This window comes from Cognatilysobacter segetis (assembly GCF_004359965.1).
GTDB lineage: Bacteria > Pseudomonadota > Gammaproteobacteria > Xanthomonadales > Xanthomonadaceae > Cognatilysobacter > Cognatilysobacter segetis.
Genome location: NZ_SMRQ01000065.1, coordinates 1 through 19,031, shown reverse-complemented (window position 1 = coordinate 19,031; position 19,031 = coordinate 1). Strand labels below are relative to the sequence as shown.

At 69.6% G+C, this 19,031-nt stretch carries 22 protein-coding genes and 3 tRNA genes; 4 read left to right on the top strand and 21 right to left on the bottom strand.

Annotation, left to right across the window (positions count from 1 at the left end):
- On the top strand, positions 1 to 581 hold a 581-nt coding region (locus E4F61_RS12380), incomplete at its 5' end, for a transketolase C-terminal domain-containing protein (RefSeq protein WP_274380537.1).
- Positions 582 to 636: 55 nt separating this feature from the next.
- Here E4F61_RS12380 and E4F61_RS12375 read toward each other — a convergent pair.
- The 17 genes from E4F61_RS12375 to moaA all read right to left on the bottom strand — a co-directional run bounded on the left by E4F61_RS12375 (position 637) and on the right by moaA (position 14,672).
- Complete coding sequence (locus E4F61_RS12375) at positions 637 to 1,686, bottom strand: TraB/GumN family protein (RefSeq protein WP_133479949.1); 1,050 nt, start codon at positions 1,684 to 1,686, stop codon at positions 637 to 639.
- A 172-nt stretch (positions 1,687 to 1,858) separates the two neighbouring features.
- Positions 1,859 to 1,935, bottom strand: a tRNA-Pro gene (locus E4F61_RS12370).
- Positions 1,936 to 2,023: 88 nt separating this feature from the next.
- Positions 2,024 to 2,380 (bottom strand): MerR family transcriptional regulator, encoded by a 357-nt coding sequence (locus E4F61_RS12365; RefSeq protein WP_115645567.1) that lies wholly within the window; start codon positions 2,378 to 2,380, stop codon positions 2,024 to 2,026.
- Positions 2,373 to 2,678, bottom strand: coding sequence for an integration host factor subunit alpha (locus E4F61_RS12360; RefSeq protein WP_133479948.1), 306 nt, complete (start codon positions 2,676 to 2,678; stop codon positions 2,373 to 2,375). Before E4F61_RS12360 ends, E4F61_RS12365 begins: the two co-directional genes overlap by 8 nt.
- A 19-nt stretch (positions 2,679 to 2,697) precedes the next feature.
- Positions 2,698 to 5,076 (bottom strand): phenylalanine--tRNA ligase subunit beta, encoded by a 2,379-nt coding sequence (gene pheT / locus E4F61_RS12355; RefSeq protein ID WP_133479947.1) that lies wholly within the window; start codon positions 5,074 to 5,076, stop codon positions 2,698 to 2,700.
- Positions 5,077 to 5,131: 55 nt separating this feature from the next.
- Entirely contained in the window at positions 5,132 to 6,127 is a 996-nt protein-coding gene (pheS, locus tag E4F61_RS12350) for a phenylalanine--tRNA ligase subunit alpha (protein WP_133479946.1), read from the bottom strand.
- Positions 6,128 to 6,355: 228 nt separating this feature from the next.
- The gene (gene rplT, locus E4F61_RS12345) at positions 6,356 to 6,715 is read right to left on the bottom strand and encodes a 50S ribosomal protein L20 (RefSeq protein ID WP_133479945.1); all 360 of its coding nucleotides are present in this window, start codon (positions 6,713 to 6,715) and stop codon (positions 6,356 to 6,358) included.
- Positions 6,716 to 6,728: 13 nt separating this feature from the next.
- Complete coding sequence (rpmI, locus tag E4F61_RS12340; RefSeq protein WP_027083463.1) at positions 6,729 to 6,926, bottom strand: 50S ribosomal protein L35; 198 nt, start codon at positions 6,924 to 6,926, stop codon at positions 6,729 to 6,731.
- Between the two features lie 297 nt (positions 6,927 to 7,223).
- Positions 7,224 to 7,751: a translation initiation factor IF-3 gene (gene infC, locus E4F61_RS12335; protein ID WP_238382922.1), complete on the bottom strand. Its 528-nt coding sequence runs from the start codon at positions 7,749 to 7,751 to the stop codon at positions 7,224 to 7,226.
- 60 nt (positions 7,752 to 7,811) lie between these two features.
- The gene (gene thrS / locus E4F61_RS12330) at positions 7,812 to 9,710 is read right to left on the bottom strand and encodes a threonine--tRNA ligase (protein WP_133479944.1); all 1,899 of its coding nucleotides are present in this window, start codon (positions 9,708 to 9,710) and stop codon (positions 7,812 to 7,814) included.
- A 195-nt stretch (positions 9,711 to 9,905) separates the two neighbouring features.
- Positions 9,906 to 10,226 carry a hypothetical protein gene (locus E4F61_RS12325; RefSeq protein WP_133479943.1) on the bottom strand — a complete coding sequence of 107 codons (321 nt, stop codon included), beginning with the start codon at positions 10,224 to 10,226 and terminating at the stop codon, positions 9,906 to 9,908.
- Positions 10,223 to 10,771, bottom strand: coding sequence for a molybdenum cofactor guanylyltransferase (gene mobA / locus E4F61_RS12320; RefSeq protein ID WP_238382918.1), 549 nt, complete (start codon positions 10,769 to 10,771; stop codon positions 10,223 to 10,225). The genes E4F61_RS12325 and mobA overlap by 4 nt, the downstream gene beginning before the upstream one ends.
- On the bottom strand, positions 10,768 to 11,217 hold the full coding sequence (locus tag E4F61_RS12315; RefSeq protein ID WP_133479941.1) for a molybdenum cofactor biosynthesis protein MoaE: 450 nt from the start codon (positions 11,215 to 11,217) through the stop codon (positions 10,768 to 10,770). Before E4F61_RS12315 ends, mobA begins: the two co-directional genes overlap by 4 nt.
- A 1-nt stretch (position 11,218) precedes the next feature.
- On the bottom strand, positions 11,219 to 11,476 hold the full coding sequence (locus tag E4F61_RS12310) for a MoaD/ThiS family protein (protein WP_133479940.1): 258 nt from the start codon (positions 11,474 to 11,476) through the stop codon (positions 11,219 to 11,221).
- Positions 11,473 to 12,711, bottom strand: a complete 1,239-nt coding sequence (locus E4F61_RS12305; RefSeq protein WP_133479939.1) for a molybdopterin molybdotransferase MoeA — start codon at positions 12,709 to 12,711, stop codon at positions 11,473 to 11,475. The genes E4F61_RS12310 and E4F61_RS12305 overlap by 4 nt, the downstream gene beginning before the upstream one ends.
- Positions 12,708 to 13,673, bottom strand: coding sequence for a bifunctional molybdenum cofactor biosynthesis protein MoaC/MoaB (gene moaCB, locus E4F61_RS12300; protein WP_133479950.1), 966 nt, complete (start codon positions 13,671 to 13,673; stop codon positions 12,708 to 12,710). Before moaCB ends, E4F61_RS12305 begins: the two co-directional genes overlap by 4 nt.
- Before the next feature lie 18 nt (positions 13,674 to 13,691).
- On the bottom strand, positions 13,692 to 14,672 hold the full coding sequence (gene moaA, locus E4F61_RS12295; RefSeq protein ID WP_133479938.1) for a GTP 3',8-cyclase MoaA: 981 nt from the start codon (positions 14,670 to 14,672) through the stop codon (positions 13,692 to 13,694).
- Positions 14,673 to 14,836: 164 nt separating this feature from the next.
- Between moaA and E4F61_RS12290 the strand changes: the two genes are divergently transcribed.
- Positions 14,837 to 15,127: a hypothetical protein gene (locus tag E4F61_RS12290; protein WP_133479937.1), complete on the top strand. Its 291-nt coding sequence runs from the start codon at positions 14,837 to 14,839 to the stop codon at positions 15,125 to 15,127.
- 53 nt (positions 15,128 to 15,180) lie between these two features.
- On the opposite strand, the gene E4F61_RS12285 is transcribed toward E4F61_RS12290, so the two are convergent.
- A tRNA-Val gene (locus tag E4F61_RS12285) sits at positions 15,181 to 15,255 on the bottom strand.
- A 68-nt stretch (positions 15,256 to 15,323) separates the two neighbouring features.
- The gene (gene uvrB, locus E4F61_RS12280; protein ID WP_133479936.1) at positions 15,324 to 17,372 is read right to left on the bottom strand and encodes an excinuclease ABC subunit UvrB; all 2,049 of its coding nucleotides are present in this window, start codon (positions 17,370 to 17,372) and stop codon (positions 15,324 to 15,326) included.
- 127 nt (positions 17,373 to 17,499) lie between these two features.
- On the opposite strand from uvrB, the gene E4F61_RS12275 reads away from it, so the two are divergent.
- Both E4F61_RS12275 and E4F61_RS12270 read left to right on the top strand, forming a co-directional pair.
- Complete coding sequence (locus E4F61_RS12275; protein ID WP_162301487.1) at positions 17,500 to 18,024, top strand: GspH/FimT family pseudopilin; 525 nt, start codon at positions 17,500 to 17,502, stop codon at positions 18,022 to 18,024.
- A 34-nt stretch (positions 18,025 to 18,058) separates the two neighbouring features.
- A tRNA-Asn gene (locus tag E4F61_RS12270) sits at positions 18,059 to 18,135 on the top strand.
- Positions 18,136 to 18,192: 57 nt separating this feature from the next.
- On the opposite strand, the gene E4F61_RS12265 is transcribed toward E4F61_RS12270, so the two are convergent.
- Together E4F61_RS12265 and E4F61_RS15010 are read right to left on the bottom strand one after the other, a co-directional pair.
- Entirely contained in the window at positions 18,193 to 18,606 is a 414-nt protein-coding gene (locus tag E4F61_RS12265) for a type IV pilin protein (RefSeq protein WP_133478304.1), read from the bottom strand.
- A 14-nt stretch (positions 18,607 to 18,620) separates the two neighbouring features.
- On the bottom strand, positions 18,621 to 18,995 hold the full coding sequence (locus tag E4F61_RS15010; protein ID WP_133479934.1) for a hypothetical protein: 375 nt from the start codon (positions 18,993 to 18,995) through the stop codon (positions 18,621 to 18,623).
- Positions 18,996 to 19,031: the final 36 nt, after the last annotated feature.

Sequence of the window (19,031 nt, the reverse complement as noted above, 5' to 3'; positions counted from 1 at the left end):
TCCTGCGCTGCGTGCCCAACATGGTGGTGATGGCGCCGGCCGACGAGGACGAGTGTCGCAGGATGCTCTCGACGGGCCATTACTTCGACGGCCCGGCCGCCGTGCGGTATCCGCGCGGCACCGGTCCCGGCGTCGCCGTCGAGCCCACGCTCGACACGCTGCGGATCGGCCGCGGTGAGATCCGTCGCCGCGGCGCGCGCATCGCCCTGCTCGCGTTCGGTGCGATCGTGCCGGCCGCGCAGGTCGTCGGCGACGAGCTCGGACTCACCGTCGCCAACATGCGCTTCGTGAAGCCGCTCGACCGCGAGCTCATCCTCGAGCTGGCGCGCACGCACGAGGGTTTCGTCACCCTTGAGGACAACGTCGTCGCCGGCGGTGCCGGTGCCGGCGTCGCCGAGCTCCTCGCCGCCGAGGGCATCGTGCTGCCCGTACTTCACCTCGGCCTGCCCGACGAATTCCAGCACCATGCCAGTCGCGAACAGCTGCTGGCCGAGGCGGGCCTGGACGTCGCGGGCATCCGCGCGTCGGTGCTCGCGCGGTGGCCGCAGCTGCGCTCTCCGCCGCGCGCCGCCGCGGTCTGACGACACGCCTCGCGGCGCGCGACGCCGCGAGATCGGAGCAGTCGCGCGCGTGCGGCTACGGCGCGATGTGGTCCCCGTTCGCTGCGGCCTCGCCGGGGGCCTCGACCACGTAACCCTTCGACGCCAGCGCGGCCACCAGCCCGCTGCGCGACAGCACGTCGTTCATCGGCAGGATCGCGAACGTCGTGCGATGCCGGGCAAGGCTCGATTCCGCCTCCGCGATCCACTTGGCGCGCGCCTGCGACTCCAGCGAGTCCATGCCGTACTTGGCGGCGAACGCGCCGCCGAGCATCGCGCGCTCGCAGACGTCGCCGAGGTCGGGATTCGGCAGCGCGCCCAGCGCCTGCACGTCACCGCGCGCCCAGGCGTCGGCGCGCGCCGATAGCGCCGGCAGGTCGTGCTCGACGCGATCGAGCGTCTTCTCGAAGCATTCGCGGTCGGCGAACTGCGCGGTCTTGAATTCCTTGAGCACGCCCTTCGGATTGGCGACCTTGACGCGGGCGCTGACGGCCACCGGCTTCAGGCCACGCGCCTTCATCGTGTCGGCGAGCGCCGTGCGCACGACGTCGCGGCTGGAGAGTCCGACGCTGCGGACCGCTTCGTTGTACAGCTTCGACGCGGCGAAGATCGGTCGCCACTTCTCGACCGACGCGTCGCGCCCGATGTAGCGCTGCTTGAGACCGAGCCAGCGCGCATGCACGGGCGCCGGCAACACGTCGTTCAGTTGCCGGCCGTCCGGGTTGGCGCGCACGCCCACGAGCGACGGCAGCAGCGCCAGCTTGCCGAAGAAGCCGATGTCCGCATCGACCGCCACGGACGGAGCGCCGATCACCGCGTCAGCCTGCGCGAGCACGGCGCGCGCGCGGGCCGAATTCCACACCATGCCGGCCGGCAGCGGCGACACGGTACCCAGCACCCACAGGGTGTGGTCACCCTTGCGCACCTTCCACAGGCCGGGGCCCGGCATCCGCACCACGGCCGTATCGAGGACGCGCTCGCCGGATGGCACGGTTGGGGTCGGCGTCGGCGTCGGCGCGGGCTGCTGCGCATGGGCGGCTGCCATCGCGAACACGAATGCGAGCAACAGGGGACTTGCAGGACGCATGGGAACTCCCTTCCAGAGCCGCCGGCGGCGGCGAACGGCCGCTGTGACCGGGCGGGCGTGCCGGAAGTTCCGTGACGTTCGTCGCTTGGCCGCACCGGCCAGCGGCCGGCGAGAACGGGCAGCCCAGAACGACGACGCCCGGCACGGGGCCGGGCGTCGAGATGCATCGAATTGGTCGGGGTAGCCGGATTCGAACCGACGACCACTTGTCCCCCAGACAAGTGCGCTACCAGGCTGCGCTATACCCCGAAAGGTCCCGCCGGAGCGGGCGCGCAGTATAACGCGACCCGCCCCGCTACGCTGCTGCACGCCGGCGCGACGGGCGCCGCGAGTCCGGTCAGCGCCGCAGCAGCTGCAGCACTTCCTCGAGCTCCATCCGCACCTGTCGGATGATCTGCGAGCTCAGCGCCGACTCCTGCTTCTGGCCGTCGCCTTCCAGCCGCAGCCGCGCGCCGCCAATCGTGTAGCCCTGCTCGTACAGCAGGCCGCGGATCTGGCGCACCATCAGCACCTCGTGGCGCTGGTAGTAGCGGCGATTGCCGCGGCGCTTCACCGGGTTGAGCATCGGAAATTCCGTTTCCCAGTAGCGCAACACGTGCGGCTTGACGTCGCACAGCTCGCTCACCTCGCCGATCGTGAAGTAGCGCTTGGCCGGGATCGGCGGAAGTTCCTTGTTGCTGCCCGGATCAAGCATGGTCGACGGCTCCCGAATACGCCTCGACGCGTTCCTTCAGTTTCTGTCCCGGACGGAACGTCACGACGGTGCGCGCCGAGATCGGAATCTCCTCGCCGGTCTTCGGATTGCGGCCCGGACGCTGGTTCTTGCGGCGCAGGTCGAAGTTGCCGAAACCCGACAGCTTGACCTGACGGCCGCCCTCGAGCGCCTGCCGCAGCACGTCGAAGAACGAATCGACGAACTCCTTGGCCTCGCGCTTGTTGAGGCCGACCTCGTCGAAGAGTCGCTCGGCCATCTCGGCCTTCGTCAGCGTCATCGGTGCAGATTCCTCGGGCTCAGCTGCGGATCGTCGCGCCGTGTTCACGCTGCAGCGAAGCGACGACTTCGCCGACGACAGCGTCCACGTCGCGGTCGGTCAGAGTGCGATTTTTTTCCTGCAGGATCAAGCCCATGGCCACACTCTTGAATCCGGTTTCGACGCCCTTGCCGCGGTAGACGTCGAACAGCACGAGCTCGCGCAGGGACGGCCCCGCGGCGTTGCGGACGGCAGTCTCGATCGCCGACCAGGCCACCGCATCGGGAACCACGAACGCGAGGTCGCGGCGCACCGACGGATACCGCGACAAGCCCTGTGCTCGGGGTACCGGCCGCTGCTGCACCGCGTCGAGGTCGACTTCGAACGCGAGAACATCCGTGTCCAGGCCGAGCGACTGCTGCAGGCGCGGATGCAGTTGCCCGATCCAGCCGACCGGGCGGCCCGCCAGATGGATGTCGGCCGACCGGCCCGGGTGGCCCCACGGCCGCGACGACGGCAGGAAGGCCAGCGACGCGCCGGACAGCGCGGCCAGGCTTTCGACGTCGCCCTTGATGTCGTGGAAACCGACGGCCCGCGCAGCGCTGCTCCATTGCTCCGGATCGGCCGTGCCACAGGCGACGGCCGCGAGGCGCTGCGTATGGCGCGGGGCCTCGCCCGCCCCGGCGGCATGGAAGACGTTGCCCGACTCGAACAGACGCACGCGCGACTGCTGGCGCACGACGTTGCGCTCCAGCGCGGCGACCAGCCCGGGCAGCAGCGAGGTGCGCATCACCGCGAGCTCGGCGCTCAGCGGGTTCGCGAGCGCGACCGCGCCGTCGGCCAGCGACCACGCCTGCAGCCAGGCGGCATCCACGAATGCGTAGTTGATCGCCTCCAGGTAGTCGCGCCCGGCGAGCGCACGCCGCAGCTGGGCGGTGGCCACGCACGTCTCGGACGCCGGCGCCAGCGGCACCACGCCCGCCGGCAGCGTCGCCGGCACCGCGTCGTAGCCGTGGATCCGCGCGACTTCCTCGATGAGGTCTTCCTCGATCGCGAGGTCGAAGCGGCGGCTGGGCGGTGTCACCGTCCACTCGTCCTTGCCCGTTTCGAGCGCCAGACCGAGCGAGCGCAGGATGCGTTCGACCTCGGCGTCCGGCACGCGCGTGCCGAGCACGCGCAGCAGGCGCTCGCGGCGCAGCGTGATCGCCGCGGGGCGCGGCAGGTGCTCGTCGAGCGTGGCCTCCACGACCGGCCCGGGCCGGCCGCCTGCGATGTCCACGATCAGTCGCGTGGCGTATTCGATCGCGTCGCGCGGCAGCGCCGGGTCGACCCCGCGCTCGAAGCGGTGCGAGGCATCCGTGTGCAGGCCGAGCTTGCGGCCGCGGCCGATGATCGCATCGGGCGCGAAATGGGCGGATTCCAGGAACACGTCGCGCGTGGCGTCGGTTACCCGCGTGTCGTGCCCGCCCATGATGCCGGCGAGCGCCACCGCGCGATCGGCATCGGTGACGACGAGGAACTGCGGGTCCAGTGCGACGTCGCGGCCGTCGAGAAGCTTGAGCGTCTCGCCCTCGCGCGCCGGCCGCACGCCGACGGGACCCGTCAGCGTGGCGCGATCGAATGCGTGCATCGGCTGCCCGAGTTCGATCATCACGTACTGCGTGACGTCGACCAGGAACGACACCGGGCGGATGCCGCTGCGACGCAGGCGCTCGGCCATCCACACCGGCGTGGGGCGCGACGCGTCCACCCCTTCGACCACGCGACCGCAGTAGCGCGGAGCGGCGGCACCCGCCTGCAGCGCGATGTCGAGCGTCGCGGCCGTCGTCGCTTCGACCGCCTCGACGTCGAACGGCGCGACCTGCGCACCAGTGGCGGCGGCGACGTCGTAGGCGATGCCGCGCACGCTGAAGCAGTCAGCGCGGTTCGGGGTCAGCTTGATCTCGATGCTCGCGTCGGGCAGCGCGAGGAATTCGGTGATGCGCGCGCCGACCGGGGCATCGCCCGGCAGTTCGAGCAGGCCGGACGCATCGGCGTCGATGCCGAGTTCCTTCGCCGAGCACAGCATGCCGCTGGACTCCACGCCCCGCAGCTTCGCGGCCTTGATCACGATGCCGCCCGGCAGCGTGCTGCCGACGGTCGCCACCGGCGCGCAGAGCCCGACGCGCGCATTGGGCGCGCCGCAGACGATCTGCAACGGCTCCGCCGCGCCGATGTCGACGCTGCAGACCTGCAGGCGATCGGCCTCCGGATGACGCTCGGCGGAGACGATTCGGCCGACGACGACGCCGTCGAGCGACTCGCCCAGCGGCGCCACGTCCTCGACCTCGAGCCCGATGGCGGTGAGCGTCGCGGCGAGCTCGTCGCGCGTGGCGCGGGTGGGAACGTGTTCGCGCAGCCAGTTTTCGGAGAACTTCATGGGATCTCGCTCGTCACGCCGGCGCGGGCCGGCGCATCAGGATTCGACGAATGGGTTACGCGAACTGCCGCAGGAAGCGCGCGTCGTTCTCGAAGAAGCTGCGCAGGTCGTCGACGCCGTAGCGCAGCATCGCGAAGCGCTCGACGCCGAGCCCGAAGGCGAAGCCCGTGTACTTCTCCGGGTCGATGCCGACGTTGCGCAGCACGTTCGGGTGCACCATGCCGCAGCCCAGGACCTCGAGCCAACGCGTGCTGCCGTCGGCCTGCGTCCACGCGATGTCGACTTCCGCGGACGGTTCGGTGAACGGGAAGTAGCTCGGGCGGAAACGCATCTCGAGGTCCTGCTCGAAGAACGCGCGGACGAATTCGACCAGCGTGCCCTTGAGGTCGGCGAAGCTCGCGCGGTCGTCGACCAGCAGGCCTTCGACCTGGTGGAACATCGGCGTATGCGTCTGGTCGCTGTCGCTGCGGTACACCTTGCCGGCCGCGATCATGCGCAGCGGCGGCTGGTGCGCCTGCATGAAGCGCACCTGCACACCCGAGGTGTGCGTGCGCAGCAGGCGCCCGTCGCCGAAGTAGAACGTGTCGTGCATGGCGCGCGCCGGATGCTGCGGCGGGAAGTTCAGCGCCTCGAAGTTGTGCCAGTCGTCCTCGATCTCGGGGCCGTCGGCGAGCTGGTAGCCGAGGCGACCGAAGATCTCGGCGATGCGCTCGAGCGTGCGGCCGACCGGATGCAGGCCGCCGCGTGCGACGTCGATACCCGGCAGCGTGACGTCGATGGATTCGGAAGCGAGCCGCGCTTCGAGCGCGACGGCGTCGAGGTCCTGGCGCCTGGAGGCGAGCGCCGCGGTGACGGTGTCGCGTGCGGCGTTGATCGCTTCGCCGGCAGCCTTGCGTTGCTCGGGCGGCAATGCGCCGAGCTGCTTGAGCTGCCCGGTGATGCTGCCGGACTTTCCGAGCAGCGCGACGCGCAGTGCCTCCACCGCGTCCGGCGTCGCGGCGGCCGAGATATCGGCAAGCGCCTGCCGGGTCAGGGTCTGGATGTCACTCATCGCGCGTGCCGCTCATGAACGATTCTCTTCGCTGCGCGGCGTGAGGCCGCGATCCTGGTAGCCGTCGCGCGGGCCGGGGCCCGGCGGCGACGCAGAGGGCGACGCAACAACTGGCGCGCCATGGTTCCGCTACCCCAACCGAACATGGGGGAAGGACTTGCGCCCTTCCCCCATGCGTGAGGCTTTCGCGAAAGCCCGCGCATGGAGCGCGGGCTTCGCTGATGCTTCTTACGCCGCGAGCGCGCTCTTCGCCTTCTCGGTCAGCGCGGTAAAGCCCGCCGCGTCGTGCACGGCGATGTCCGCCAGCACCTTGCGATCGAGCGTGATACCGGCCTTCAGCAGACCGTTGATGAAGCGGCTGTAGCTCATGCCGTTCTGACGGGCCGCCGCGTTGATGCGGGCGATCCACAGGGTGCGGAAATGGCGCTTCTTCTGCTTGCGGCCGATGTACGCGTACTGCAGCGCCTTCGTGACCGCCTGCTTGGCGACGCGGAAGACCTTGCGACGCGCGTTGTAGTAACCCTTCGCCTGGGCGAGGACCTTCTTGTGACGGCGACGCGCCATCACGCCACGCTTAACTCGTGCCATGGTTCAGCCCTCCTCAGAGATACGGCAGCATGCGGTCCAGACGGCCCGCGTCCTCGGCACGAACGTGGTTCGTCTGCCGGAGGTTGCGCTTCCGCTTGGTCGCCTTCTTGGTGAGGATGTGGCTCTTGTTGGCGTGGCCGCACTTGTACTTGCCGGAAGCGGTCTTCCGGAAGCGCTTGGCCGCCGCCCGATTGGTCTTGATCTTGGGCATATCGATGTCCGTTCGGAGTTTCTGACTGGCTGGGCGGTGGCGGGCGCCACGCTTTCCTTCCTGCCCATACCGGCGTGTTGGTCGACGGCGGCCCATGGCCGACGTGACGGGTCCTGGCGCCTCTCGGCGCATCCCGGCGAACCGGGCCGCGTATTGTGCACGACCCGTTAAACCGGTGCAAATCAGGCAGTTGGCCACCAACCGGGGCCCGCCTCCGCGCGGCTCGGCCCAAGCGACTGGACCGCCTCTCACGCGGACGGCCCGCCGAGGCGGGCCGTCACGGGTACCGCGTGCCGGTTACGGCTGCTTCTTCTTCGGCGCGATCATCATCACCATCTGGCGGCCTTCCAGGCGCGGCCGGGACTCGATCACGATGTCCTCGCCCAGATCCTTCTCGATGCGCTCCGCCATCTGGCGGCCCAGCTCCTGGTGGCTCATTTCTCGGCCACGGAAGCGGATGTTGACCTTGATCTTGTCGCCTTCCTCCAGGAAGCGGCGCATGTTGCGCAGCTTGATCTGGTAGTCGCCCTCGTCGGTGACGGGGCGGAACTTCATTTCCTTGATCTCGACCTGCTTCGACTTCTTCTTGGCCTCGTTGGCCTTTTTCTGCTGCTCGAAGCGGAACTTGCCGAAATCCATGATCTTGCAGACCGGCGGGTCCGCATTCGGCTGGATTTCAACGAGATCGAGGCCTTCGTCCTGGGCCATCGTGAGGGCTTCGTCGCGCGTAAGCACGCCGATCATCTCGCCGTCGCTCCCGATGACTCGGACGCGCGGGACGCGGATCTCGCTGTTCTTCCTGTTCGGCTTTTCGGCGGTACTGATGTCGCAATCTCCGGTAATGGAACCGGCCGTCCGGACGGCCGGTCTTGTCAGCAACGCGGCCTAGAGGGCCTCGCCCTGCAGTCTCGCGGCGAACTGGTCGATGGTCATCGAGCCCAGATCCTCCCCACCGCGGGTCCGCACGGCGACCATACCGTTCTCCTTCTCGCGGTCTCCGACCACCAGCAGGTACGGCACGCGCTGCAGCGTGTGCTCGCGGATCTTATAGCCGATCTTTTCGTTCCGCAAATCGGAATGGACCCGGAAGCCTTGATCCATAAGGGTTTTCCGGACCGTGTCGACCCAGTCGGCCTGGGCGTCGGTGATGTTCATGACCACCGCCTGCACCGGCGCCAGCCAGCTCGGGAAGACGCCCGCATGGTGCTCGATCAGGATGCCGATGAAGCGCTCCATCGACCCGACGATCGCCCGGTGCAGCATCACCGGATGCCGGCGCTGCGAGGCCTCGTCGACGTATTCCGCGCCGAGGCGGCCCGGCATCATGAAGTCGACCTGCATCGTGCCGAGCTGCCACGTGCGGCCGATCGCGTCGCGCAGGTGATATTCGATCTTCGGGCCGTAGAACGCGCCCTCGCCCGGAAGCTCCTGCCATTCGACGCCGGCGGCCTGCAGCGCCGAGCGCAGCGCATCCTCGGCCTTGTCCCAGGTCGCGTCGTCGCCGAGGCGGTTGTCCGGGCGCAGCGCGATCTTGATCTGGATGTCCTCGAAGCCGAAGTCCGCATACACCTTCAGCGCCTGCGCGTGAAAGGCGCGCACCTCGGCCTCGACCTGGTCTTCCGTGCAGAACACGTGGCCGTCGTCCTGGGTGAAGCCGCGCACGCGGAGGATGCCGTGCAGCGCGCCGGACGGCTCGTTGCGATGGCAGGCGCCGAACTCGCCGTAGCGGATCGGCAGGTCGCGGTAGCTGTGCAGGCCCTGGTTGAACAACTGCACGTGGCCCGGGCAGTTCATGGGCTTCAGCGCATATGTCCGCTTCTCGGACTCGGTGAAGAACATGTTCTCCTTGTAGTTCTGCCAGTGGCCGGACTTCTGCCACAGCGAAACGTCGAGGATCTGCGGGCAGCGCACTTCCTGGTAGCCGCTCGCGCGGTACACCTTGCGCATGTACTGCTCGACGACCTGCCAGATCGACCAGCCCTTCGGATGCCAGAACACGAGGCCCGGCGCCTCCTCCTGGATGTGGAAGAGGTCCTGCTGCTTGCCGATCTTGCGGTGGTCGCGCTTCTCGGCCTCCTCGATGCGCTGGATGTAGGCCTTCAGCTGCTTGGCGTCGGCCCAGGCGGTGCCGTAGATGCGCTGCAGCTGCTCGTTCTTCGAGTCGCCGCGCCAGTAGGCGCCGGAGATGCGCGTCAGCTTGAACGCCTTGAGGAAACGCGTGTTCGGCACGTGCGGTCCGCGGCACATGTCGACGTATTCCTCGTGGTGGTACAGGCCCATCGCGGTCTCGTCGGGCATGTCGTCAACCAGGCGCAGCTTGTAGTCCTCGCCGCGCTCCTTGAACACCGCGATGACTTCCTCGCGCGGCGTCACCCGCTTGATGACGTCGTAGTCCTTGTCGATCAGCTCGGCCATGCGCTTTTCGATGGCGACGAGATCGTCGGGCGTGAACGGGCGCTCGTTCCAGATGTCGTAGTAGAAGCCGTCCTCGATGACGGGGCCGATCACCATCTTGGCGTTCGGATAGAGCTGCTTCACCGCGTGGCCCACGAGGTGCGCGCAGGAGTGGCGGATGATCTCGACGCCCTCGGGATCCTTCGGCGTGATGATGCGGAGCTTCGCGTCGTGGTCGATCACGTCGCAGGCGTCGACGAGCTTGCCGTCGACTTCACCGGCGACGGTGGACTTGGCGAGGCCCGGGCCGATCGAGGCCGCAACCTCGGACACGGAAACGGGATGGTCGAACTCGCGGCGCGAGCCGTCGGGCAACGTGATGGCGATCATGGGGGTCCGGTATTTCGGTGCCGGAAGCGGCACGGGAACGCGGCACCGGCGGCGGCCGGTGCGGGAGGAATTCAGCGCGGGGCGATGGTACTGCTCATGTCGCACGCTCGGCCGGCGTTCCCGCGGGCCACCTCGGTCTCGGGCGCGGCCGGATCGCCGCGCGGACGGTAATGGTTGGGGCTTTCGGCGCGCGCGTCAACGCGGGCGACGGCGGCCGTCGTGGAGATCGACTTCCAGGAGCACGTCCACAGCCCCGTCCGGCAGCTCGAGGCGGCGCTTCAGGCCGTCGCGCGCGGGCAGCCGGGCCTCGAGCCCCGCGATCTCGTCCGCGCCGAACGTCACCCGGAGCGTGGTGCCGGTGGCCTGCGGAGGCGCGTCGCCCCGCGCGACCTCGACGCGCCAGCCACCACCCGGCCAGTCGATCGATGCCACGAGCGTGCCGTAGACACGCAGTGCGCGGAACTCGTCGCCACTCACGCGCAGGCGGATGCGACCCGGCTCGAACTGCACTTTCATGACGAGAACGCCGCCCAGGCGGCCGGCGTGTTGACGTTCTCGAAGTCCGCCGCGTCCGTCGCCTGCAACGTGACGGCGCCGAGCCCGCGCAGCAGCGAACGCAGGGCCGGCCCGTGGGGTGCCGCCGCCACGCAGGCGGCGATCGCCGCCCGGGTCGCGTCGTCGACGCGGAGCCCGCAAGGCAACGGATGGCCGTCGAAATACACGGCACGCGCGGTGTCCAGCGCATCGACGAGCCGGCGCAGGGCGCCCGGAGACAGCCGCGGCATGTCGACCGGCACCACGACGGCCGCGCCGTCCGGACAGGCCGCCATCACGCTGGCCAGCCCACCCACCGGGCCGAGGCCCGCTGTGCGATCCGGCACGCCGGCGTGCGCGGGCCGCTCACCGCTGACGAGCACCTGCTCCGCACCGGCCTCGCGGAGGCGCGCGATCGCGGTGTCCAGCAGGCTGCGGCCGTCGAGCATGAGAAGCGCCTTGTCGACGCCCATGCGCGACGAGCGGCCGCCGGCGAGCACGATGCCGGTGAACGGCCGGTCGCTCACGCGTGGCACAGCGAGCAGCCTTCGCTCCATTCGCTGCTGCCGTCCTCGTAGTGCTCCTGCTTCCAGATGGGCACTGTGTGCTTGACCGCCTCGATGACCTGCCGACACGCGAGGAACGCCTCGTCGCGATGCGGCGTGCCGACGGCGACGACGACGGCGACGCCGCCGACCGGCACCCGGCCCTTCGCGTGCTCGATCCAGAGCCGCATCGCGGGGCCGACATCCTCGATCGTCTCCGCGGCGATCTCGCCGAAGCGCTGCAGCGCCAGCGCATCGAACAGGTCGTAGCTGACGGCTTCGACGCGCCGACCGTGGTTGAGGTCGCGGATCCGGCCGACGAACGCCGTGTAGCCGCCGAACGCGGGGTCGGCGACGAATTCGAATGCGGCGGCGATGTCGAGCGCGCCGCTCGAGGCGTCGACGATGCCGGTGTGCAGCCGAACCACGTCAGCCCCCGCTCACCGGCGGCAACAGCGCGAGACGCCCGTCATCGGGCAGCGCCTCGGCGTCGCGCAGGACGCTGGTCGAGTTGGCGAACGCGGATCGGGGCAACAGCGCGCGTGCGGCGTCGGGCCACGCCGCCACGCGCGCCAGCAGTTCGGTCCGGAGTTGCGCGACCGTCGCCGCGTCCGTCTCGAACGCGATGCGCGCGCCGGGCTCGGCCTCGCGCAGCGCCCCGAACAGTTGGATCTCGATCTCTCTCACGCGTCCACCGTCAACGGTTCCAGATGGCCGCGCCCGACCACCTCGACGAGTTCACCCGCCTCGAGGCGCTCGACGTCGGGCGGCACGATCGCCCACGCATTCGCGGCGAGCAACGGCCGGATCCGGAACGACTCCTGCCCGGCGAGCACCTCGACGCCGAGTCCGTCCGCATCGAATGCCAGCCGCGCCTTCAGGTGCATCCGCAGCGGCACGCGCTTGGCGTAAGCAGCGCGCAGCGGCAGGCGAATGACGCGCTCCGGCGGCATGCCGAGCATCGCGCGCAGCACCGGCTCGACGAAGAAGCGCAGGCCCACCGCCGTCGACGCGGGGTTGCCCGGCAAGCCGAAAAACAGCGCGCCTGACGGCAGCCGCGCCGCGAGCAGCGGCTTGCCCGGCCGGATCGCGACCTTGTGGAACAGCGTCGTCGCCCCGCGCCGCGCGAGCGCGTCGGGCACGAAATCGAAGCGCCCCATCGACACCGCACCCGTGCTGATGACGACGTCCGCGCCGGGCATCGAATCGATCGCGGCGAGGAACGCGTCCGCATCGTCCTCGACCGTGCGCACGCCCATCACCTCCGCGCCCGCCGAGCGCAGCCGCGCGGCGAGGAACGGTCCGTTGGAATTGCGGATCTCGCCGCCGGCGAGCGCACGCCGCGGATCGTCGACCAGTTCGCGACCGGTGTTCACCAGCGCGGCGCGCGGCCTGCGCCGCACCTCGACCTCGCCGATGCCGACGGCCGCGCAGACCATGACGAGCGCGGCATCGCAGACCGTACCGGCCTCCGCGATCACGGCCCCAGGTGCGATGTCGCTACCGGCCTCGCGCACGTGCTGCCGCGCTGCGACGTCCGCTTCCAACCGAATGCGGGACGGGCGCCCGGCAGCGCGCTCGAGTACGTGCACCTGTTCGACCGGGACCACGCTGTCGAAGCCGCGCGGCATCGGTGCGCCGGTCATGATTTCCCACGCGGCCGGCGCGTGCGCCTCCGCGATGCCGTCGCCAGCCGCGCTGGCGCCCGCGACGTCGAATTCCGTGCCGGCGACGATCGGGCGTTCGCCGCAGGCGAGCGCGAAGCCGTCCATCGCCGAGTTGTCGAAGGGCGGCAGCGCTTCGGGGCTGCACAAACGCGCCGCGAGAACCCGGCCTTCGGCCTCCGCGGCCGCGACGCGCTCGACGGCGGTTGGTGCCGCCTGCGACAGCAGGCGCTGCAGCGCGTCGTCGTAGCCGATCACGCGTGCCCGTCTCCATCCATCATCGACACCGCATGCGCGAGCAACGGCGCCAGGATCTCGAATCCCTGGCGCGCGGCGCGGGGGCTGCCGGGCAACGCCACCACGAGCATGCGATCGACGCGCACGGCGCGCGCGCGGCTCAGCCACGCCAGCGGCGTGTAGTGGCGGCTTTCGCTGCGGAACATCTCCGCAATGCCTTCCACCTCGACGCCGCCGGCCTGCAGGAGCGCCTCCGGCGTGCAGTCGCGCGGACCGAGGCCGGTCCCGCCGGTGCACAGGCACAGCCGCACGCCCTCGCCCGCCCGTGCGAGCAAGTGGCTGCGCAGCGGCTCGATGCCGTCAGGGAGCACGTCGACACGCACCGCCGCACCGAGCGACTCGAGGCCGCGCTGCAGCTCGGGACCGGCCGCGTCGTCGGCCGCGCCCACGCTCACGCGATCGCTCAGCGTCACCACCGCGCAGGCCACGCCGTCCAGGCGGGCGATCGCGCGCGGCCGGTAACGCGCCACTTCCTCGTCGCTCATGCCGAGCGGGTGGCGCCAGAGGCCTTTCTTGCCGCCTTCCTTGAACAGAAGTCGTACTGCGTCGATCGACAGCGCGGGCTCGACCGGCTTGGTGAGGTCGTACAGCGTGAGCAGCGCCGCGCTCGCACCGGCCAACGCTTCCATCTCGACGCCCGTACGCGCTTCCGTCGCGACTTCGCAGTACACACGGATGGCATGGCGCTCGGGAACCGGAATGCAGCGCACGCGGACCAGCTCGAGCAGCAGCGGATGGCAGAGCGGCATCAGGTTCGACGCCTGCTTCGCGCCCTGCAGCCCTGCGATCTCGGCCATCACCATCGCATCGCCCTTCGGCAGGCGCCGCTCGACGATCGCGGCGAACGCCGCCTCGCCCGCCTGCAGCTCGCCCACCGCGACGGCACGGCGGCGCGTGGGCCGCTTGCCGCGGATGTCGGCCATGTGGAATGCCTCGGTCACTCAGCCTCCGATCGATGCGAGGTGCGGCGTGATACCGCTGTCGCCGGCGTGCAGGCCGTGGCCCGCGGCCTTGAGCCGCAGCTGCGATGCGATCAGGCCGACCAGCGCGTCGCGGTCGTCGTCGCTCTGCAGCAGCGCGCGCAGCGGCACGCCGTGGTCGCCGAACAGGCACAGGCGCAGGTCGCCGCGCGCGGTCACGCGCAGGCGGTTGCAGCCGGCGCAGAAATCGCGGGAATACGGCGCGATGATGCCGATCCGGCCGGCGTAATCCGGATGCACGTACTCGATCGCCGGGCCGGCGTCGGACGCACGCATCATCCGCACCCAGCCGCTTTCGGCGAGCGTGCGCTCCATGGCGTCGGCGCGTACGTGGTGGCGTTCGAAGTACGCCACGTTGTCGTTGGTGCGCATGAGCTCGATGAAGCGCACCGAGACGCGGCGCTCGCGCAGGTAGTCGAGCCACGCGGGCAATGACTCGTCGTTGATGCCGCGCAGCAGCACCGCGTTGAGCTTCACCGCGTCGAAGCCGAGCGCGAGCGCGCGGTCGATGCCGTCCAGGATCTCGGGCAGGCGATCATGGCCCGTCACCGCTTCGAAGACGCCGCGGTCGAGGCTGTCCGCGCTCACGTTGAGCGACGTGAGCCCGGCGTCGCGCCACGGTCCGACATGCGCCGGCAGCCGCGTTCCGTTGGTGGTCAGCGCCACCTTCGCCACGCCGTCGATCCGGGCGGCGTCGGCGACGATGTCCACGAGATCCTTGCGCAGCGTCGGCTCGCCGCCGGTCAGGCGCACCTTGCGCATGCCGACGGTCGCGAACGCGCCGAGCAGCCGGCGCACTTCGTCGCGGGCCAGGAATACCGGCCGGCCATCCGCGGCGTAACCGTCCGGCAGGCAGTAGCCGCACCGGAAGTTGCAGGCTTCGGTGAGCGAGAGCCGCAGGTAGGGAAACGTGCGACCGAACGGGTCGGACAGGACGGACATCGGGCTCCTTCGCGCCGGCGACGCGCGCCGCCGGCATGACAGGGAACGCACTTTACCGCCTCGGGGATGCAGCGGCCGCGACGCGCTGTCATCCAGCTTTCAGCGTCGGCTCACCCGGTTGTCATGGCGGCTTCGAACAATGGCGGCGTTCGACCGGAGCCCCCATGCGCGCGACGCCCCCACCCCGCCCGATCCGCCGCCTGCGCCGCTGCCTGGTGTGGGTCGGGATCCTGACCGCCCTGCTGATCGCGGCCGCCTGCCGCCTGGACACCGCGGGCCGCGTGATCGCGTCGATCGGGGCCGTCGCCGGGCTCGCCCTGTGGTGCGCGCTGCTGGACGCGGAAGGCCGCGCCTGCGAGCGGCTGGAGGCGCGCTCGCATCGACGCAGCGGCTCGCGCTCGACCGCACGCAGCGCCCGCCCGCGTCCCGTCGGGCGCCGGCGCCGCGCCGCCTGACCCCGCAAACACAATCGGCGCGATCCGGAGATCGCGCCGTCTGGCCACAGATGTGGTGGGCGGTACAGGGTTCGAACCTGTGACCCCTACCATGTCAAGGTAGTGCTCTACCGCTGAGCTAACCGCCCGTTGCCGGTGAACCGCCCCGGCGAGGGGCGCACAGTGTAGCCAGCCGCGCCGCCGGCAGCAAGCCGGTTCAGCTCGCGAAGCCCGCCTCCTTCAGTTTGCGCAGCTGGTCGCGCACGTTCGCCGCCGCCTCGAACTCCAGATCGCGCGCGTGCTGGTACATCTGCTGCTCGAGCGCCTTGATCCGCGAGGCCAGCTGCGCGGGGCTGAGCGCCGCGTAATCCGTCTCCGGCTCGGCGACACGACGCGCCTTCTTGCCCTTGCCCTTCGCGTCCTCCGGCTCGCTGCGCGCGCCTTCCAGGATGTCCTTGATCGGCCGCACCACCGACTGCGGCGTGATCCCGTGCTCGGTGTTGTACTCGACCTGTTTCGCGCGGCGACGGTCGGTCTCGTCCATCGCCATCTTCATCGAACGCGTGACGACGTCCGCGTACAGGATCGCCTTGCCGCGCAGGTTGCGCGCCGCGCGGCCGATGGTCTGGATCAGCGAGCCCGCCGAGCGCAGGAAGCCTTCCTTGTCGGCGTCCAGGATCGCGACCAGCGACACCTCCGGCATGTCGAGGCCCTCGCGCAGCAGGTTGATGCCCACCAGCACGTCGAACTTGCCCAGCCGCAGGTCGCGGATGATCTCCACGCGCTCGACCGTGTCGATGTCCGAATGCAGGTAGCGGACCTTGATGCCGTGCTCGGTCAGGTACTCGGTCAGGTTCTCGGCCATGCGCTTGGTCAGCGTGGTCACGAGCACGCGATCGCCCATCGCGACGCGCTTGTTGATCTCGCCGAGCAGGTCGTCCACCTGCGTGGCGACCGGGCGCACCTCCACCTCGGGATCGATCAGGCCGGTCGGCCGCACCACGAGCTCGACGACCTCGCCTTCGGAGTGCTGCAGCTCGTACTGGCTCGGCGTCGCCGAGACGTAGATCGCGCGGGGCGCACGGTTTTCCCACTCCTCGAACTTGAGCGGCCGGTTGTCGAGCGCGGACGGCAGCCGGAAACCGAACTCGACCAGCGTTTCCTTGCGCGAGCGGTCGCCCTTGTACATGGCGCCGACCTGCGGGACGGTCACGTGCGATTCGTCGACCACCATCAGCGCGTCCGGCGGCACGTAGTCGAACAGGCACGGCGGCGGCTCGCCCGGCTTCTGCCCGGTCATGTGCCGCGAGTAGTTCTCGATGCCGTTGCAGAAACCGACTTCCGCCAGCATCTCGAGGTCGAACTGCGTGCGCTGCTGCAGGCGCTGCGCCTCCACCAGCTTGTTCTGCGCGTACAGCTGTTCGAGCCGCTCGCGCAGCTCGTCCTTGATGGTGTCGACCGCCTCGAGCACGGTCTTTCGCGTCGTCACGTAGTGCGACTTCGGGTAGATCGTGAAGCGCGGCAGCTTGCGGAAGACCTCGCCGGTCAGCGGGTCGAACGCGGAAATCTGCTCGATCTCGCCATCGAACAGCTCGATGCGGATCGCCTCGTTCTCGCGTTCGGCCGGATGCACGTCGATCACCTCGCCGCGCACGCGGTACGTGCCGCGGCGCAGTTCGGAGTCATTGCGCGAGTACTGCATCTCGGTGAGCTTGCGGATCAGCTCGCGCTGGTCGATGCGCTCGCCGCGGACCATGTGCAGCACCATCCGGTGGTACTCGCCCGGATCGCCCAGGCCGTAGATGGCCGACACGGTGCAGACGATCAGCGTGTCGCGCCGCTCGAGCAGCGCCTTCGTGGCCGACAGCCGCATCTGCTCGATGTGCTCGTTCACCGAACTGTCCTTCTCGATGAAGGTATCGCTCGACGGAACGTAGGCCTCGGGCTGGTAGTAGTCGTAGTAGCTGACGAAGTACTCGACCGCGTTGTTCGGGAAGAACGACTTGAACTCGCCGTAGAGCTGCGCGGCGAGCGTCTTGTTCGGCGCCATCACGATGGTCGGCTTCTGCACCTTCTGCACGACGTTGGCGATCGTGTAGGTCTTGCCCGACCCCGTGACGCCCAGCAGGGTCTGGTGTGCCAGACCGGCCTCGAACCCGGCGGCGAGTCGCTCGATGGCGGCCGGCTGGTCGCCGGCGGGGGAATAGGGGGAGACGAGCTGGAAGCGGCCGGGCGCGTCGCGGGCCGGAAGTGACGTGGAATCCATTTCCCCATCTTAGTCGCGGCGGATGAACGCCTCATGGGATTTGTCCGACGGCCCGGGCCGGCGCGGGCCTACGCCCGACCGCTGTCGCGGATCGCAGGCTGTGCGGACTCCAAGGACGGACAGAACGATGCGACCCACCCCGCGTGACTCCGGCTTTACCCTGGTCGAGCTGCTGGTCGCGCTCGCCGTCGCGGGCATCGTGCTGGGCATTGGCGCTCCGGCACTCGGCGGACTCATGTCGAGGATGCGGGCGCAATCGGCGCTCGGCAGCGTGTCCTCGTCCCTCGCCCTGGCCCGCATGGAGGCCATCTCCCGGAGGCGCGCCGTCACGCTCTGTCCATCGGCCGACGGCCGGAGGTGCTCCGGGAACCCGGACTGGTCGAACGGATGGCTCGTCTTCACGGATGCAAACGCCGATGGCCAGCCGGCGGAGTCCGAACTGATCCGTCGCGTCGACCCCGTCCCCGCCCCGCTGAGCCTTCGCTCGACGGCGGGCCGCGTGCGCATCCGTTTCCAGCCCAGCGGCTGGGCCTCCGGCACCAACGTGACGCTGAACCTCTGCGACGGCGAAACGCCCCGGGCGCGCGTGATCCTCAACACTTCGGGCCGGGCGCGCGTGGAGCGGGAGCGCGCCGAATGCGGCGATGCTTGACCTCGGCGACGGACGCTCTAAAATGCGGCTCCCCGCCCGAATAGCTCAGCCGGTTAGAGCACTTGACTGTTAATCAGGGGGTCGTTGGTTCGAGTCCAACTTCGGGCGCCAGATTCAAACAAAGAACCCGCCGAAAGGCGGGTTCTTTGTTTGTGCGCGTCGCAGGGATCAGAAGCAGCGCGCGGGCGTGGCGCTGGCGGTTCCGCTCACCGTCTTCGTCCCCTTCTGGTCGATTCGCATCGTGCCGCACTCCGTGTCCTTGGCCGCCTGCGTGCCGCGCGGCGTCGCGGCCAGCGTGTAGCTGGTGGCTGCAGGGCCGGCCGAGAAGCCGAAGGAGTAATGCGAAGCCAGTTCGGTCGTGCAGCCCGTTGCAGGCAACGCGGCGCCCGTGTAGCCCATGTTCGTCGAGTAATAGCGCTCCATGAACTGCGCCTGCTCCATGAGGCACGCCGCGCCGGCCGAACGACGCGCCTTGATCGTGTACTTGATGTACGCGGGATAGGCGATGCTCGCGAGGATCGAGATGATGACCACCACGATCATGATTTCGATCAGGGTGAAACCGCTGTTACGTGTCTGCATTGCGCCTCCGGTGATCATTGTGCGGGCACCACTTCGCGCCAGTTGACGCGGCTGGGCGTGCCACCGGACGGCGTGACGATACCGTTGCTCTCGGTATTGCCGCTGCCGCCGCCACCGCCGCCGCCACCGCCGCCGCCGCTCGAGAACGCGCCTGTGCCGACGGTGGCCAGGGCGTTCGTGATGTTCACTTCGGTCGGCATGCCGCCGGTGACGCCGATCGAGCCGATGACCCCGGTGCCGCCGGCATTGCGCACTGTGCCCGTGTCGGTGAAATAACCCGCGGTGGCCGGGCTCGTACCGGTGAACAGATTGAGTGCATTGGTGTAACCGCTACCGGTCACGCCTTCGCAATCGCTGCCGGTTGCCGGAATGACCGACGAGAGGAACATCGCCGTTCCATAGATCGTGGGCGCCGAAATCACGCG

Excerpts from the sequence above, each read along its gene's own strand:
- E4F61_RS12375 (WP_133479949.1), bottom strand. The coding sequence starts at position 1,686 with ATGCGTCCTGCAAGTCCCCTGTTGCTCGCATTCGTGTTCGCGATGGCA.
- E4F61_RS12365 (WP_115645567.1), bottom strand. The coding sequence starts at position 2,380 with ATGCTTGATCCGGGCAGCAACAAGGAACTTCCGCCGATCCCGGCCAAG.
- E4F61_RS12360 (WP_133479948.1), bottom strand. The coding sequence starts at position 2,678 with ATGACGCTGACGAAGGCCGAGATGGCCGAGCGACTCTTCGACGAGGTC.
- pheT (WP_133479947.1), bottom strand. The coding sequence starts at position 5,076 with ATGAAGTTCTCCGAAAACTGGCTGCGCGAACACGTTCCCACCCGCGCC.
- pheS (WP_133479946.1), bottom strand. The coding sequence starts at position 6,127 with ATGAGTGACATCCAGACCCTGACCCGGCAGGCGCTTGCCGATATCTCG.
- rplT (WP_133479945.1), bottom strand. The coding sequence starts at position 6,715 with ATGGCACGAGTTAAGCGTGGCGTGATGGCGCGTCGCCGTCACAAGAAG.
- rpmI (WP_027083463.1), bottom strand. The coding sequence starts at position 6,926 with ATGCCCAAGATCAAGACCAATCGGGCGGCGGCCAAGCGCTTCCGGAAG.
- thrS (WP_133479944.1), bottom strand. The coding sequence starts at position 9,710 with ATGATCGCCATCACGTTGCCCGACGGCTCGCGCCGCGAGTTCGACCAT.
- E4F61_RS12325 (WP_133479943.1), bottom strand. The coding sequence starts at position 10,226 with ATGAAAGTGCAGTTCGAGCCGGGTCGCATCCGCCTGCGCGTGAGTGGC.
- moaCB (WP_133479950.1), bottom strand. The coding sequence starts at position 13,673 with ATGGCCGACATCCGCGGCAAGCGGCCCACGCGCCGCCGTGCCGTCGCG.
- moaA (WP_133479938.1), bottom strand. The coding sequence starts at position 14,672 with ATGTCCGTCCTGTCCGACCCGTTCGGTCGCACGTTTCCCTACCTGCGG.
- E4F61_RS12290 (WP_133479937.1), top strand. The coding sequence starts at position 14,837 with ATGCGCGCGACGCCCCCACCCCGCCCGATCCGCCGCCTGCGCCGCTGC.
- uvrB (WP_133479936.1), bottom strand. The coding sequence starts at position 17,372 with ATGGATTCCACGTCACTTCCGGCCCGCGACGCGCCCGGCCGCTTCCAG.
- E4F61_RS12275 (WP_162301487.1), top strand. The coding sequence starts at position 17,500 with ATGCGACCCACCCCGCGTGACTCCGGCTTTACCCTGGTCGAGCTGCTG.
- E4F61_RS12265 (WP_133478304.1), bottom strand. The coding sequence starts at position 18,606 with ATGCAGACACGTAACAGCGGTTTCACCCTGATCGAAATCATGATCGTG.
- E4F61_RS15010 (WP_133479934.1), bottom strand. The coding sequence starts at position 18,995 with ATGTTCCTCTCGTCGGTCATTCCGGCAACCGGCAGCGATTGCGAAGGC.